At 48.9% G+C, this 14,911-nt stretch carries 14 protein-coding genes; 3 read left to right on the top strand and 11 right to left on the bottom strand.

All coding sequences use genetic code 11. From position 1 onward, the window contains the following. Positions 1-22 precede the first annotated feature (22 nt). From KGZ92_06040 to KGZ92_06025, 4 genes are all read right to left on the bottom strand, one after another. Positions 23-427 carry a polymer-forming cytoskeletal protein gene (locus KGZ92_06040; GenBank protein ID MBS3888849.1) on the bottom strand — a complete coding sequence of 135 codons (405 nt, stop codon included), beginning with the start codon at positions 425-427 and terminating at the stop codon, positions 23-25. Next, positions 428-1,366, bottom strand: coding sequence for a M23 family metallopeptidase (locus KGZ92_06035; GenBank protein MBS3888848.1), 939 nt, complete (start codon positions 1,364-1,366; stop codon positions 428-430). It lies immediately after the preceding gene. A gap of 83 nt (positions 1,367-1,449) precedes the next feature. Beyond that, positions 1,450-1,941 carry a DUF4446 family protein gene (locus KGZ92_06030; GenBank protein MBS3888847.1) on the bottom strand — a complete coding sequence of 164 codons (492 nt, stop codon included), beginning with the start codon at positions 1,939-1,941 and terminating at the stop codon, positions 1,450-1,452. A gap of 45 nt (positions 1,942-1,986) precedes the next feature. After that, complete coding sequence (locus KGZ92_06025) at positions 1,987-3,051, bottom strand: alanine racemase (GenBank protein MBS3888846.1); 1,065 nt, start codon at positions 3,049-3,051, stop codon at positions 1,987-1,989. A gap of 98 nt (positions 3,052-3,149) precedes the next feature. On the opposite strand from KGZ92_06025, the gene KGZ92_06020 reads away from it, so the two are divergent. The 3 genes from KGZ92_06020 to KGZ92_06010 all read left to right on the top strand — a co-directional run bounded on the left by KGZ92_06020 (position 3,150) and on the right by KGZ92_06010 (position 5,869). Further along, positions 3,150-5,120 carry a glycosyltransferase gene (locus tag KGZ92_06020; protein MBS3888845.1) on the top strand — a complete coding sequence of 657 codons (1,971 nt, stop codon included), beginning with the start codon at positions 3,150-3,152 and terminating at the stop codon, positions 5,118-5,120. An 83-nt stretch (positions 5,121-5,203) separates the two neighbouring features. After that, positions 5,204-5,500 carry a metal-sensing transcriptional repressor gene (locus KGZ92_06015; GenBank protein MBS3888844.1) on the top strand — a complete coding sequence of 99 codons (297 nt, stop codon included), beginning with the start codon at positions 5,204-5,206 and terminating at the stop codon, positions 5,498-5,500. 21 nt (positions 5,501-5,521) lie between these two features. After that, a complete protein-coding gene (locus tag KGZ92_06010; protein ID MBS3888843.1) occupies positions 5,522-5,869 on the top strand; it encodes a DUF3147 family protein in 348 nt (115 codons plus the stop codon). A 1-nt stretch (position 5,870) separates the two neighbouring features. Here the strand turns inward: KGZ92_06010 and gyrA are convergent, their stop codons facing one another. The 7 genes from gyrA to dnaA all read right to left on the bottom strand — a co-directional run bounded on the left by gyrA (position 5,871) and on the right by dnaA (position 14,573). Further along, complete coding sequence (gene gyrA / locus KGZ92_06005; protein MBS3888842.1) at positions 5,871-8,315, bottom strand: DNA gyrase subunit A; 2,445 nt, start codon at positions 8,313-8,315, stop codon at positions 5,871-5,873. A 13-nt stretch (positions 8,316-8,328) separates the two neighbouring features. Next, entirely contained in the window at positions 8,329-10,233 is a 1,905-nt protein-coding gene (gene gyrB, locus KGZ92_06000; protein MBS3888841.1) for a DNA topoisomerase (ATP-hydrolyzing) subunit B, read from the bottom strand. A gap of 85 nt (positions 10,234-10,318) precedes the next feature. After that, positions 10,319-10,555, bottom strand: coding sequence for a DUF370 domain-containing protein (locus KGZ92_05995; GenBank protein ID MBS3888840.1), 237 nt, complete (start codon positions 10,553-10,555; stop codon positions 10,319-10,321). Between the two features lie 26 nt (positions 10,556-10,581). Continuing rightward, positions 10,582-11,691 (bottom strand): DNA replication/repair protein RecF, encoded by a 1,110-nt coding sequence (gene recF, locus KGZ92_05990; GenBank protein ID MBS3888839.1) that lies wholly within the window; start codon positions 11,689-11,691, stop codon positions 10,582-10,584. A gap of 2 nt (positions 11,692-11,693) precedes the next feature. Further along, complete coding sequence (gene yaaA / locus KGZ92_05985) at positions 11,694-11,903, bottom strand: S4 domain-containing protein YaaA (GenBank protein ID MBS3888838.1); 210 nt, start codon at positions 11,901-11,903, stop codon at positions 11,694-11,696. Continuing rightward, a complete protein-coding gene (gene dnaN, locus KGZ92_05980) occupies positions 11,900-13,009 on the bottom strand; it encodes a DNA polymerase III subunit beta (GenBank protein ID MBS3888837.1) in 1,110 nt (369 codons plus the stop codon). The genes yaaA and dnaN overlap by 4 nt, the downstream gene beginning before the upstream one ends. Positions 13,010-13,250: 241 nt before the next feature. After that, positions 13,251-14,573 (bottom strand): chromosomal replication initiator protein DnaA, encoded by a 1,323-nt coding sequence (gene dnaA, locus KGZ92_05975; protein ID MBS3888836.1) that lies wholly within the window; start codon positions 14,571-14,573, stop codon positions 13,251-13,253. Between the last annotated feature and the right edge of the window lie 338 nt (positions 14,574-14,911).

Here is a 14,911-nt window from a genome sequence, read left to right as displayed (position 1 = left end):
AACTTGCCCTGGGCATGGCGATTTAATCTTTCTTATTCGCAGTGACTTCCGGGCTATGCATCTTACATTGGCCCTGGAAAACAGCTCCATCGCTGATGACTACCTTACCGACCTCTATATCACCATAAAGTTTACCTGTACTAGCGAGTTCGAGCGTGCCAGAGGCGAAGGCATTTCCTTTAAGTGTGCCAGCTAGTTTTATGGAGCGCCCGCGCACCTCGGCTTCGAGAGCTCCGGTCTCACCCACGACGACATCCCCTGAGCTAATCACTTTTCCCTCTACTCGTCCATCGATGCGTAGGGTTCCTTTAACATGGATGTCGCCCACAAACAAGGTTCCCGCACCTACTATAGTGTCCACCTTATCGTGCAGACGTTCCTGCTCTTTCTCGCTCTTAGGCTTGTTACTACCAAACACTTCTCTCACCTACCTTGCTTCTAGGAAACGCATAGGATTCACTGTCGCTCCGCCCACCCGCACTTCGTAGTGCAGATGTGGTGCGGTGCTGCGCCCGGTGCTACCCACCAGACCAATAACCTGGCCCTTGTCTACTTCCTGCCCTACACGAACTGATATACGCGAGAGATGGGCGTACACGGTCACAAAACCGAACCCATGGTCTAGGAAAATTACATTGCCGAAGCCGCCGTTCCAACCTGCCATGCGCACGGTACCAGCAGCGGTAGCATGCACCGACGTTCCTCGTGGGGCGGCAATATCTATAGCGGGATGAAACTCGCGGCTAGCATCAAAAGGAGAACGGCGGTACCCAAACCCAGAGGTAATGTTGCCCGTGACGGGCCACAAGGACGGAGTGGCCTCTTCTCTGGCCCGCTGCGCTTCTACTTGCTTTTCTAATCCTTTAAGACTGTCTTCTGTTATTGGTATGGCTTCTTTTATAGACTCGATATTTTGCTCGGTGCGTAAAAGGGTGGCCGCTAGGCTCAAGCTGCGATTAGCTAACTGCGGACGCATATCGCGCGTTTGGGCCATGGCCACAGTCGGCGCCGCATTGGTGGCGGGCGTTGTTCTGCTACTGCCTAGCCTCATCATTTCTCTAATAGATGAATCTAAGGCCTGAATCTCTTCTAGCTGCGCTTGCAGCTCATTGGTCTGTTTCGCCAAGTGAAGTATATGCTCCTGCTGCTGTCTGTTTTCTAACATCAGGCCATGATAATTCGCCAATTGCAGCTTAGTCTGCCGCAAAGAGTAGACTATACTGATGGAGCTAATAAAGAGCACCACTAAGGCAATGCCCCCCCAGTGTACCCACCACTGAGGCATACGAACAGTAACTGTTTCTTCCTCCCCATGAGGCACAATGATGATGGTAAACTCTTTGCCATGTTTTTTAATAAGACTCAAGTCACCAAACCTCCAATCGCGCAAAGAAGACTTTTCTCTAAGGCTATCATATTCTCCTGCCAATAGCTCTTCTTTTGCATCAACTATTTACGAGTTTGCATGGCTTCGTCAATGGCCTTGCTTTCCTCGGCACTCAGGGCGCTTGTCGCTACCCGCTTCTCTACTGATTTAGCATAAACTCTTGCCTCCGCACGTCCGTAGATCGAACTGACCACGATACCACTGCCTGCGGCATCTAGGAGGGCGATAGCAAAGCTCATCTCGCCGCCCACATCGTTAAAGGCGTTGAACTTGACCATGCCCACGCGCTGTATGGCGAACGACAGCCTGCGCTCTAGCTCGCGCAGCTCCTTGCCCTGAATTTGACTATCACTGGTCAAGTTTTCTATTCTCGCGGCTAAGCCTAGTAAGCCTTGCTCGAGATTGCCTTTATCGACTCCCGTCATAAAGACGCGGTACATGCGCCGCACCTTCGCGAACTCATGCCAAGCATATGCTGCTACTAGTAGCGCCAAAATGGCGACTACGCCTACTACAGCCCCTATAATAATCAGTTGCGTTTCTGTAATGACCACCTGCATCCCCCTTGCCCATAAGTATGCGTTAAATTACTGCTTAGACTAGTCCGAGCGACCACGCGCCGCAACTGACCAATACTCGCGGTCGTTTACCCACAGCGCCTCTGCTAAGTTTACCACTACACAGGCATGGTTGGGAACAATCCGCACTTTCTGGCCGATGGCGGGAGCTGCGCCTAGAAAAGTGACCACCCCATGTTCTTCAGATAGTCGCTCAATGGTAAGCTCTGGCCATCCGATAATGCGACCATAGCCTGTGACTATGCTAAGACCATGCGCCCCCTTATCTAAGCCTAGCACCTTACTGCCCGCGTCAATAACAAGGCGACCCGGCATAGGTGAGCTGACGACAGTGGCTTCTACAGTCAACGCGCACTGCGAAAGACGGGCGACGCCGAGCCCTACCTGGATGGCATCGTTCCACACGTAGTTGCCGGGGCGAATCTCAGTGACACCCGCCACTTCAACATTGTGCTTGGCGGTGGGGGTAGAGCCTGTGCTGACCGTCTCAATAGTTATATCGTACTTTTCTAGGGCATCGCGCACCGCTACTACCGTGTGCGCCTCCATAAGACCTATTTCATGTACCTTTTCGGGCGTAGCTCCATAGACTTGTCCGGCATGAGTGAAAACCCCTTTTAACTTCAGGTTTGGCACCGCCAAGAGCGCACGGGCGAGGTCGACAGCCTCATCTGGCAGGACGCCACAGCGTTTTAGCCCGCTATCTACTTCAATGAGCACCCCAATTGGCCTGGTGTCAGTAAAGCGCTCTGCCATGCGCTCTGCCACCTCTAGGTTATCTACCGCGACTGTCACCTCTGCCACTTGCGCAAGAGCGACAAGCCGGTCTAGTTTTTCTTCCCCAACGAGGGGATAGGCCACAAAAATATCTTGCGCGCCGCCCTTGTGCATGGTTTCGGCTTCACCTAGTTTCGCCACTGTGATGCCGCTACTCCCGGCTTTAAGTTGCATGTTCATGATTTCGAGGCATTTATGGGCCTTGATGTGGGGGCGCAGCTTAATACGCCGAGACGTTGCCAAATCCTGCATCTCTCTGATATTGCGCTCTACTATCTCCCTGTCAACCAACAGCCGTGGAGTACTCATGTACTTCATCTCCTTACTTAGTTTCTCTGGATTAGGATATTGTCAATTACTCTTTCACACACTAAAGAACGGATAACTCCGGGTAGAGGTGAGAGGAATTGACAACGCCCCAACACATTTATTTAATCGCGGTCGCTATCTATGTGCTTCTTTTTCTCATGTTCAGCCGTTTCTTTCTCTGGAAACGCTATGCTGAAGCGCGATACTGGCGCGTGCGACCTAGCGTATCGATCCCCAGCCTAGTTGAATTAAGCACTACCAGCCAGCAGTTGCTGCCCTTCTTTTCTATTCTGATTCCGGCCCGCAATGAAGCCCAAGTAATCGAAAAGACCCTTAAGCACATGCTCAAGCTCAATTATCCCAAAAATGCTTACGAAGTGATAGTGGTAACCGATGAGAAAGAGTCTTTAGACGCTTTGCGCCTGCAGGCCGATATTTTGGCCAAGACCTTAGCTTTTTTAAACGGAGAGAAGCATGGCTTGGCCGGTCCACAGGGCAATGCCGAGCGTTGTCTGGCCCTGCATGTTCTGAGCGAGCTAGCGCTTACGGAGTACTATGCGGCAGAATTCAAAGACCACGCGTCTCTCTCTCCTGCCGAGCTAGCCAACTATCCTAGATGGCTGATGCGCGAGCTTATCTCGACGCTGGCCACCGAACTAATTTCTAGTGGCGGCCGTTTACATATCGGCCGCGTCTACTGTCTCTTGCGGCGCGCCTATCCCGATAGTGCGGACGTAGAGATTGCGCGTATCTACCCCAAGTATCTCTGCTTGGCCCTGCCTATCATCGCCGCCTATGCCAAGCTCTCAGGTGATTCTCACCTGAGACTGCTGCATACTGCCATTAAATATACTGCTCAGGCGGGTCATAAAGTGACACAGGATATCTTAGCCAGCTTTACTAATATCGTCACGCAAGGAATGTTTTCCGCCTTGCGTGAGGTACTACGCGAGGACAAAGTGCACGACTTACTACACAATCTGTACCCCTACTGTTTTCCGACCACGCAAACCATCGTGGCTAGGGTGCTAGATGAACGACAGGAGACTCACCCCGTACTTAAACATATCGATGTGCCGCATGACTATGATGGGCTTATGCCGGGCCGCCTGCTAGGTGTGGCTGTGCCTTCTACTAAGGGTCGCGCCTTAAACTATGCCCTCTCGCGAGCCGTCTCACGGGAGACCACAATTTGCGGCTTTTATGATGCTGAAAGCAGGCCGCAGGCTGATGTACTTTTGTATGTTGCCTACAAGAAGCTGACCGGAAATGATCATACTAAAATTTGGCAAGGGCCTGTTTTTCAGGTCCGCAACTTTTACGAAATGGGGCCCTTTAGTAAGATTGCCTCTCTTTACCAGGCTGTAGCCCATGATTGGTACTTGCCAGTGGTCTTTCGGCGCCTACCGTTTGTAGGTGGCACCAATTTATATGTGGACTACAAACTCCTAATGGCTCTCGGGGGCTATGACCATGAGTCGCTGACTGAGGACCTGGAGCTGGGCACGAGAGCATATCTCTCTACAGGAGCTTGGCCAGATTACCTACCGTATGCCAGTAGTGAGCAAACTCCTCCTAGCTTTCTCTCCTTCTACCGGCAAAGATTGCGCTGGGGGGCCGGGCACCTGCAAGTAATGGACAAAATCCGCCGTAATCAGGTCGGTCCTGTAGGCCGGAGAGAACAGCTTCTGCGTCAATTGTCCATCAAAGGACCTTATGAGTGGATCTTTTACCAGTCCGTCACCTTACTCCCCCCGACCATGCTGTTTCTTTATCTGACGGGAAATGTCGACCCTTCTATACTGCCACCCTTTATGCGCACCATGCTGAACTTTTTGAGCTTAGTCTATATCAGTTTTACCTTCTACGCCTTCTTTCGTTACCGCAGTCATCTTGACCAGACTAGTCGCCCTATTGCTTGGTACGGCCACCTAGGTGTTGCTGCCGAGCTCTGCTTCTTGCCGCTGGCCGCTTTCTTTTTTCCGGTACCCTATACTAGTGCCATGCTCCTCAAAGTGATTGGGCGTTCGCCCACCACCTGGACTAAGACACCTCGTACTCGTGAATGAGGACTAAGTAGACAAACAGCATGAGTTTGGGTACAATGAGGTAAAAATATCCCCCAAAGGGGGATATTGAAGGAGGTTGCCTAATGGATAAACATACCCAGAACAAGAATGTTGTTAACCGATTGGCGCGTGCTAGTGGACACCTTGAAGCAGTAAGGAAGATGGCAGAAGAAGGGCGCGATTGTAGTGATATCCTGGTGCAAATTTCTGCGGTAATCGCTGCCCTCAACAGTGTCAGTAAAGTTATCCTTGAAGACCACATTAGCCACTGTCTAGTGGAATCTCTCGGCGAGGAAAAGCATGAGGTTCTAGAAAAGCTGTTTGACGCTATTGATAAATACGTGGGCACAAACACCAAGCGCTTAGAGGGTAGACATTAGCAAAGATAAGGAGATAGAACAGTGCAATTTGTGATAAAGACGCTTGTTTCTGCTCTGCTAGTAGCTTCCATCTCTACCGCCAGCAAACGCCTCCCCATGCTAGGAGCGATTATTGCCTCGCTTCCTCTGACCTCAATTTTAGCCATGGTCTGGCTCTACACTGATACCAAAGATGTAAACAAGGTCATCGCTCTCTCCCAGGGCATTAGCTGGATTATACTGCCTTCTCTCATCTTCTTTATTGCCTTACAGTTTCTCCTGAGGCGCAATCTCGGTTTTTTTAGCTCTCTCTTTATAGCTTGCGGCGTCATGGCTGCTACATACGCACTGTACGTCAACCTGCTGGGACGCTTGGGCATCAAAATTTAGACTACTGCTCTTGCACTTCGGCTTTTTGCACAACCCGCGCAATGGCCACGACGGAATCGCCTTGGTCAAGCCGAATAATGGTGACCCCTTGGGTAGAACGTCCTAGTTGCGAAATACTTCTCATATCCATGCGAATGATAATGCCTTGCTCGGTGATAACCATCAAGTCATCTTCAGAATTGACGGCTCGCAAGCAAACTACTTGACCATTTCTTTCGCTCATCTTGACGGTGCGAATCCCCTTGCCGCCGCGTGTCTGCTTGCGGTACTCCTCGATGGCCGAGCGTTTGCCAAAACCATTCTGTGTTACGACCAGAATGTCTACCCCTTCTCTGACTATATCCATGCCAATACAGTAATCGCCCTGGTCGAGTTCTATGCCCTTGACGCCTTGGGTATCGCGTCCCATCGGTCGCACATCTTTCTCGTCGAACCTGATGGCCATGCCCATACGTGTGCCGAGTACTACTTCTTGCTGGCCATTAGTTAGACGCACAGAGATGAGTTCGTCGCCCTCGCGCAAAGAAATGCCTATGATGCCATTGCTGCGCATGCTCGCGTACTCCGCAAGGAGGGTTTTCTTGACCATGCCTTGTCTTGTCGCCATAAACAGATATTCTTCCTCGCCCGAGGCCTCACGCACAGGAATAACCGCCGTAATTTTCTCCTTAGCCTCTAAAGAGATAAGGTTAACAAGGGCTAGCCCGCGTGCTTGGCGGCTCGCTTCTGGTATTTCATGCACCTTGGTGCGATATATCTTTCCTTTGTTGGTTAAAAAGTAGAGGTAGTGATGCGTGGTAGTGATGAATAGATTTTCGACAAAGTCTTCCTCACGTGTACCCATAGCAGTTATACCTCGGCCCCCGCGACGCTGGCTGCGGTATGTTTCTAGTGGCAGGCGCTTGATATACCCTTGGTGTGTTAAGGTGACGACTACATCTTCTTCCGCAATTAAGTCTAGGGCGCCGACATCCCCAAGGGCTTCTACCACTTCAGAGCGTCGCGGATCACCGTGGCGTTTTTTAATTTCGGCAATCTCACTTTTTATAATCTCAAGGAGCACTGCTTCGTCACCTAGAATCTTTCTTAGCTCCGCGATAAGAGCTAGAACCTCACGTTCCTCGTCCTCTAGTTTATTGCGCTCTAGTCCGGTAAGGCGAGCGAGTCGCATATCTAGAATCGCTTGTGCTTGCTTATCCGAGAAGGTAAATTGTTCCATTAAACCCTTCTTGGCCTCTTCCGTACTAAGCGAAGCGCGAATTAAAGCAATAATGGCGTCGATAAAGTCAAGGGCACGGCGTAACCCAGCCAGTATGTGTGCTCGCGCTTCAGCTTTGTCTAAGTCGAATTGCGTTCTCCGTGTAACCACGTCTTTTTGGTGCTCGACAAAGTAGTAGAGCATCTCCTTGAGAGTCAGTGTTTTCGGCTGTCCGTCAACTAAGGACAACATATTGACCCCAAAGGTAGTCTCCATTTGGCTGTGCTTGAACAGCTGTTTAAGAATAACCTCACTCTGCGCGTCGCGCCTAAGCTCAATGACCACCCTGATGCCATCGCGATCACTCTCGTCGCGCAAGTCGGTAATGCCGTCAATCTGCTTGTCTCTGACTAGTTCGGCAATGCGCTCGATCATTTTTGCCTTATTGACCTGGTAGGGTATTTCACTGACGATAATCCTCGTTTTGCCGTTATTCATTTTCTCAAGGCGGGTCTTAGAACGTATGCGAACGGAGCCCCTGCCTGTTTCGTAGGCTTGCATAAAACCTTCGCGCCCGAGAATGAGCCCGCCTGTCGGGAAATCGGGCCCCTTAACATGCTCTGCGAGCTCATGCACAGTCATTTCTGGGCGGTCAATCAGGGCAGTAACGGCGTCGATGAGTTCGCTAAGATTGTGCGGCGGTATGTTCGAAGCCATGGCTACCGCGATGCCAGAAGTTCCATTGGCCAATAGATTGGGAAATCTCGCTGGCAGCACTAAAGGTTGTTCCAGGGTGTCGTCAAAATTAGGGCCCATATTGACTGTTTTCTTGTCTAGTTCATCTAGCATATCCATAGCCAGCGGATCTAGACGTGCTTCGGTGTAGCGCATGGCCGCGGCTGAATCGCCATCGATAGAGCCAAAATTACCATGTCCATCTATCAGTGGGTAGCGCGAAGAGAAAGTCTGCACGAGCCGCACCATGGTGTCGTATATAACCATATCACCATGGGGGTGGTACTTACCAAGCACTTCACCCACGATACGCGCACTTTTTTTGTAGGCCTTATCGGGCGTAAAACCCATCTCATGCATGGCATAGAGAATGCGCCGATGTGCCGGTTTAAGACCATCTCTGACGTCGGGTAAGGCGCGTGAAACAATAACACTCATCGCATAGTTAATATAAGATTTCTTTACTTCGCTTTCGATTTTGATCTGTTCTATTCTTCCATGGGTGTAGTCCATACCAGCCACCTCCTTAAATGTCTAAATTAGTGACTTCATGAGCGTAACGCTCTATGAACTCGCGCCGTGGCTCCACCTTGTCGCCCATCAGGATGGTAAAAATCTCATCGGCTACCATAGTCTCGTCAATCGTGACCTGTAAAAGTATGCGCTGATGGGGATTCATTGTGGTCTGCCAAAGCTGATCGGCATTCATCTCGCCTAGGCCTTTGTATCTCTGAATAACGACTGAACTGCCGCGACCGATCTCTTTAAGCGTTTTCTCAAGATCATCGTCGCTGTAGCAGTACCTCTCCAACTTTCCTTTTTTAACCAAGTAAAGGGGTGGTTGCGCGATGTAGAGGTAGCCTGCTTCAATGAGTGGCTGCATGTACCGGAAGAAAAAGGTAAGGAGAAGAGTGCGTATATGCGAACCATCGATATCGGCATCAGCCATGATGATGACTTTATGATAACGAGCCTTAGCGACTTGAAAATCTTCGCCGATACTAGTTCCCATGGCCGTAATGATAGTGCGTATCTCTTCATGGTTGAGTATTTTGTCTAAGCGAGCTTTTTCAACATTAAGTATTTTTCCGCCTAAAGGTAAAATCGCCTGAAATTTACGGTCACGCCCTTGCTTGGCAGAACCGGCAGCCGAGTCACCTTCTACCAGGTATAGTTCGCACAAACTAGGGTCAGTGACCGAGCAATCGGCTAGTTTGCCCGGCAAGGCAGTAATTTCTAAAGCACTCTTGCGCCTAGTCAATTCACGCGCCCGGCGTGCGGCTTCCCTCGCTTGTGAGGCTAGCACGGCCTTTTCAATAATCTTCTTGCCGATACTAGGGTTTTGCTCCAGGAAAGCCGTTAAACCTTCCCCCACAAAAGAATCTATCATGCCACGGACATCGGAGTTACCGAGCTTCGTCTTGGTCTGCCCTTCAAACTGAGGCGACAGCAAGCGAACGCTAACTACCGCGGTCAAGCCCTCGCGTATATCTTCTCCGGTCAAGTTGGCGTGCTGTTCTTTGAGAATATTGAATTTACGGGCAAAATCATTCAGAGTGCGGGTTAGAGCGATCTTAAAGCCAGCCTCATGGCTGCCACCTTCGACCGTATGAATATTATTCGCAAAAGAGTAGATGTACTCTGTGTAGCTGTCATTAAACTGCATGGCCACTTCAAAGTGACCACCTTCTTTATCGGCCGCGAAGAATATAGGGTCTTTGTGTAGCACATTCTTGTTCTTATTAAGAAAATTAACGAAAGATTTTATGCCACCCTCATAGTGAAACATCTCATGTGTACCATTACGTAGGTCAGTAAAAGAAATTCGTAAGCCCTGCATGAGAAAGGACAACTCGCGCAAGCGCAACATCAGAGTCTCCGTCGAAAACTCTGTCTCTTCAAATATTTCAGGATCGGGTTTAAAGTGAACAAAGGTCCCTGTAGCCTGGCTTTCTCCTAAGTTGACTAACTCTGTCTGAGGAACGCCACGCACATACCTCTGTTGATAGAGCCCGCCATCTCTTTGAATCTCTAGCACTAACCATTCGGACAAGGCATTTACCACCGAGGCGCCAACTCCATGCAGCCCGCCCGAAACCTGGTACCCGCCACCACCAAATTTTGCACCCGCGTGCAGCACCGTGTAGGCCGTCTCTGCTGCAGTGCGGCCTGTTTGATGATGTATGCCTACCGGGATACCCCGCCCATCGTCGCGCACACTAACGCTGCCATCTTCTAGTACCACAACATCAATATGGTGGCAGTGCCCGGCTAGAGCCTCGTCCACTGAATTATCGACAATCTCCCACACCAGGTGATGTAAGCCCCTGCTGCTAGTAGAACCTATATACATACTAGGTCTGCGCCTTACTGCTTCGAGACCTTCTAACACTTGTATTTGAGATGCCTCGTAATTCCCATTATCCTTCATTGTCATCTGACCACCGCCTCTTTTTTGTGCCCACTTTGAATCATATCAAACATTTACCTTCTGTGCAGAGAAAAACCGTGATTTCTCACGGCTCACGTGGAATACTGTTTAACAGGCTAATACTGCGGCGACGAAGAGTGGCGCCAGTAATAGGAGAAAGATAAACCTTATCATTGGTCACCACAAAAGCTTTTGTTTCATGTCCTAAGGTCACTGTGACATGCATATTTTTCGATTGTGTTCGCTTAAGGAAGTCTCTGGTTGAGGGGTTTTTGGCGATATTTATATCGAAAACACCTATAATTTCAGCACTTGAGACCACGACCTCGCCACCTAGATGAAGATACACTAAATCACCTTGCCTTGTCGTACACGGATAAGTTGCGGAGAGGCTTCTAGAGGTGACAAACTAAACGCCGGCACTTCTGTGCCCGTTACTAGCGCCTGCACCTTGCCATGTAGTGTTGACAAGAGCAGCTCACGGCGCGACTGATCTAACTCCGAAAAAACATCGTCAAGAAGTAGTATCGGATAATCTCCTGTTACTTTATACATGTACTCTAATTCCGCCATTTTCAAGCCTAGCACAGCGGTGCGTTGCTGCCCTTGCGAGGCATATTCTGCTGCCTGTAGGCCGTTAATCGTAAATAACAGGTCGTCGCGGTGTGGTCCTACACTGGTGAGACCTCGTGCGATGTCTTCTTGTTGTTTTTTTAGTAGTACTTCATGAATGCTGACATTAGACAAAATGTCTTTTACTTTTAGTAATTGGCTAATATATTCGAGAGCTAATATTTCTTTACCTTGATTTATGGCTCGAGAATACACCGCGAAGTACTTGGCTATCTCCGTCACTGCTTCTGCTCTTCGCCTGACTATTCTTTCGGCTAATGAGGCAAATTGCTCATTCCAGGGCGCTAAATCCGTGGTGCGCATTGTGCCTCGCTGGATCGATTTAAGGCATTCATTGCGCTGTTTGAGGACGCGAGTATATTGCTGCAGGGTGTAAAGATACAGTTTGTCAATCTGCGAGAGAAGGATGTCCAAAAAGCGACGACGCAGGCCCTTGGGCCCTTTTACTAAGTTTAAATCCTCTGGCGAGAAGAAGACAACATTGAGTATCCCCATAAAGTCCGTGAGCCTAGTAACAGGTACACCAGATACTTTTACTTGTTTCTTTTTTTGCACCTGTGAGTAAGCGAGCTCTAAAGTATGCTTGATATCGCCCGTTAAAGTGGCCGCGCCTGAAACATAAAAAGAATCACAACTTAAGGCCACCATGTCTCTTTCGTGCGACTGACGATAAGAACGTGTGGTAGCTAGTAAGAATATGGACTCTAAGAGATTTGTCTTGCCTTCACCATTACTCCCTATGATTAGGTTAATGCCTGGCGAAAAAACAATGGTTTCCTTGGCGTAATTGCGGAAATTAATAAGCGTGACTTCTCTAATCCACATAGCTAGGTAATTGTATAGCTTTGTTGGTCTATATGCACGGTATCTCCAGGGTAAAGTTTGCGCCCGCGCCTTTGTTCTTTTTCTTGATTAACCAGCACCACATGCTCAATAAGAAAGTGCTTGGCTTCTCCGCCGCTCGAGATAAAATTTTGTGCCTTGAGAAATTGTCCTAGGGTAATGTGTTCCTTCAAAGCCTGTTTCTCCTCTCCTATGATAACCTGACAGGCATGACCAGACTCCAGTAATTCTTCTCGTTAATACGGCTACGACAAACAGCCGGACCAAATTGACCGGTAAAGGAAATGGTGGCGTCACCGTAATCTAGTGACCTCATGATATCACTGAGCACTTTAATATTTAAAAATATTTCTAAGGGCTCGCCGGTCATTTCTACCGGCCACTCTTCATGGTGGCTACCTAGCTCAGCGGAATGTGCTCTGATCGTCAGCATTTGCTTGTCTAAGGATAACTTAACAATGCCAGTGAGGGCGTCTTTTGCTACTACAGAACTACGGTCGAGGGCCGTAAGGAGCACTTTCGGTTTTATCTCCACAACATTGGTAAAGTTAGTCGGCACATACTGGTCGACATTAATATAATTGCCTTCTAAGAGCTTGGTGACCACGACTGTCTCCTGCATCTGTATAAGACAGTGACTTTTCCCGACGGCTACTTGCACTTCATCGTCTGTATCTGAGAGTAAGCGAATCAGTTCATTTACCGTTCTACCTGGCATAACTAACGAAAAAGAGGTGTCGTCCTGTTCGCTGATTTCTTCACGTCGAGAGGCTACTTTGGTGCCATCGGCAGCGACAAGGCGCAGAGAGTTGCCTTTATATTCCCACAGCATGCCAGTAAGTATGGGGCGAACACTATCTTGCGACATAGCAAAGCTAACTTGCCGGAGCATGGATTTTAACTGACTCTGCGGCAGGGTGATCACTTTTAAACCATCTACATCAGGTAGCTCCGGAAAAAAGGCGGCACCCATACCCACTAATTCTAAGTCAGAAAAACCACTAGATATTCTTAGCACCTGTCTTCCTTCCATGACATGAAGGGTTACGTCATCATGGGGGAAGCGCCGCGCGGCCTCACCGAGCAACCTACCCGGCACAACTATCGAGCCTGGTACGATAATTTCAGCCTTGATGCGCGAAGAGATGGCTAGTTCTAAGTCATTGGCGGTGAGGATTAGGGTGTCATTCTCAGCTATAAGGCGAATACTAGCTGAGGAGCCACCTGTTTTAGAGCTAATGACTCGACTTACGGCAACGGAAGCGGCGACAAAGTCATCTTTTTTTACGGAAATGTGCATGGGTGTCCTCCGTTCTATAGATTTAGTGAAGTGCATATAGTATTAGTTAAAAAGAATCGTAGCACTAGTACTAAGGGCTGTGGAGATGTTGATAAGTACAAAAGGCTATGCGAGGGCAGAGTGTAAACAATACATTCGCCTGTGAGTTATATATTTTACTATTCCCGAGCATGTTAGTTGCTCTAGGTAGCGTTGTGGTCATCCACAAGGGATGGTGGATAAGGTTGCAAGGGGGTGTGGACTATATTGTTTTCAGTTTGGCCTCTATTTCGCGCACAATGGCGGCAAAAGCAGCATCGCTGGCTATATCGGTGGCGATTTTTTCGCAAGCATGGATAACAGTGGTGTGGTCACGTCCCCCAAACTCGTCCCCGATACGGGGGAGGGAAGCCTCGGTGTTTTTTCGCGCTAGAAACATGGCCACTTGGCGCGGTAGGGAGACATTGCGGGTGCGTTTTTTGGCCGAGAGCTCTTCTATTTTAAGGCCGAAATGAGCAGCGACGACTTTTTGGATGTCTAGGATTGTCAAAATGCGGGTTTTCTCTTCGGGGAATAGATTACGCAAGACTTCGTCGATGAGTTCGCGTGTAATTGGTTTTTTGCTGAAAGAAACATAGGCCATAATGCGGTTTAAGCCGCCTTCTAGTTCGCGAATATTGCTCTTGATGCGGCCTGCGAGGTAGGACGTTAACTCTAAAGGAATACGGAAATTTTCGCTATCCGCTTTTTGCCGCAGAATAGCGACGCGCGTTTCATAGTCTGGTGGCTGTATATCAGTAATAAGACCCCACTCAAAGCGACTACGGAGCCTTTCTTCTAGCGTGGCGATTTCTTTAGGGGGACGATCACTAGAGAAAATAATTTGCTTGTTGGCCTCATGAAGAGCATTAAATGTGTGGAAAAACTCCTCCTGGGTTTGTTCTTTACCTGCTAAGAACTGGATATCATCTACTAGTAGTAGGTCTATTGAGCGATACTTAGCGCGAAATTCTACTGTTTTGCGCGTTTGAATGGAAGAAATAAACTCATTAGTAAATTTCTCACATGAGATATAGACAACCTTTATCCCTGGGTATCTTTGCAACACAAAGTGGCCAATGGCATGCATAAGGTGCGTTTTGCCAAGACCGACTCCTCCGTAGATAAAAAGAGGGTTGTAGGCTCGCGCTGGTGCTTCCGAGATAGCCAAGGAGGCTGCATGCGCGTAGCGATTGCTTTCGCCGATGATAAAATTGTCAAAAGTATAGCGAGGATTAAGTATGGGCCAGTCTTCACCCGCCATTTTCTCGACGAGAAGGGGTTTTTGTGGTTCATCTTTGGCGAGAGTGAATTTCACAAGCATTTCTCTGTTAAGAATAGAAGAGAGCGCTTTCTGTACGGTGGGAGTGTAGTTGTTTTCGAGCCAATTACGATTAAACTCGGTGGCTACAGTGATATGGAGGGTGTTGCCATGCAAGGTATGTGCTTGGCATGGTTGTAGCCAAGTCTCGAATTGGTGTTTACTAATTTGTGCTTCTAGCAAACCAAGAGTAGTCTGCCATAACTCGGCTGCGCTCATTACCATTTTAGAACCTCCCCAGAATGTGTAGATGTATACGTTCAACATATATTGAGTCGAATCCTATGGCGTCATCCCACCCTGTGGATATTTTTTTGCGTCTTTCGACGATGAGCCTATTCACAAGGCTTGTGGATGGTCATTTTAGGCCTAGAAGAGCTTGTCGCTGCAAGTGATTTCGCCCTTTTTCGAGGTTTTTGGCACTGCAAGATGTCCACAAAGTTATCCACAGGTGTGGAGAACGCCTGTGTGTGGTAAAATACGTGGCCCGCCGACACAACCTGCCTAGTCGGCCTCCCTAACTTCGCTAAGCTGCGTGAGGGTTCGACATAATATACAACTTA

The organism is Bacillota bacterium (assembly GCA_018333655.1).
Classification (GTDB): domain Bacteria; phylum Bacillota; class UBA994; order UBA994; family UBA994; genus BS524.
Note: the sequence above shows the minus strand (reverse complement) of the source record. Positions and strands in the feature narration are given on the sequence as shown.

Excerpts from the sequence above, each read along its gene's own strand:
- dnaN (MBS3888837.1), bottom strand. The coding sequence starts at position 13,009 with ATGCACATTTCCGTAAAAAAAGATGACTTTGTCGCCGCTTCCGTTGCC.
- KGZ92_06015 (MBS3888844.1), top strand. The coding sequence starts at position 5,204 with ATGGATAAACATACCCAGAACAAGAATGTTGTTAACCGATTGGCGCGT.
- KGZ92_06025 (MBS3888846.1), bottom strand. The coding sequence starts at position 3,051 with ATGAGTACTCCACGGCTGTTGGTTGACAGGGAGATAGTAGAGCGCAAT.
- gyrA (MBS3888842.1), bottom strand. The coding sequence starts at position 8,315 with ATGGACTACACCCATGGAAGAATAGAACAGATCAAAATCGAAAGCGAA.
- recF (MBS3888839.1), bottom strand. The coding sequence starts at position 11,691 with ATGTGGATTAGAGAAGTCACGCTTATTAATTTCCGCAATTACGCCAAG.
- gyrB (MBS3888841.1), bottom strand. The coding sequence starts at position 10,233 with ATGAAGGATAATGGGAATTACGAGGCATCTCAAATACAAGTGTTAGAA.
- dnaA (MBS3888836.1), bottom strand. The coding sequence starts at position 14,573 with ATGGTAATGAGCGCAGCCGAGTTATGGCAGACTACTCTTGGTTTGCTA.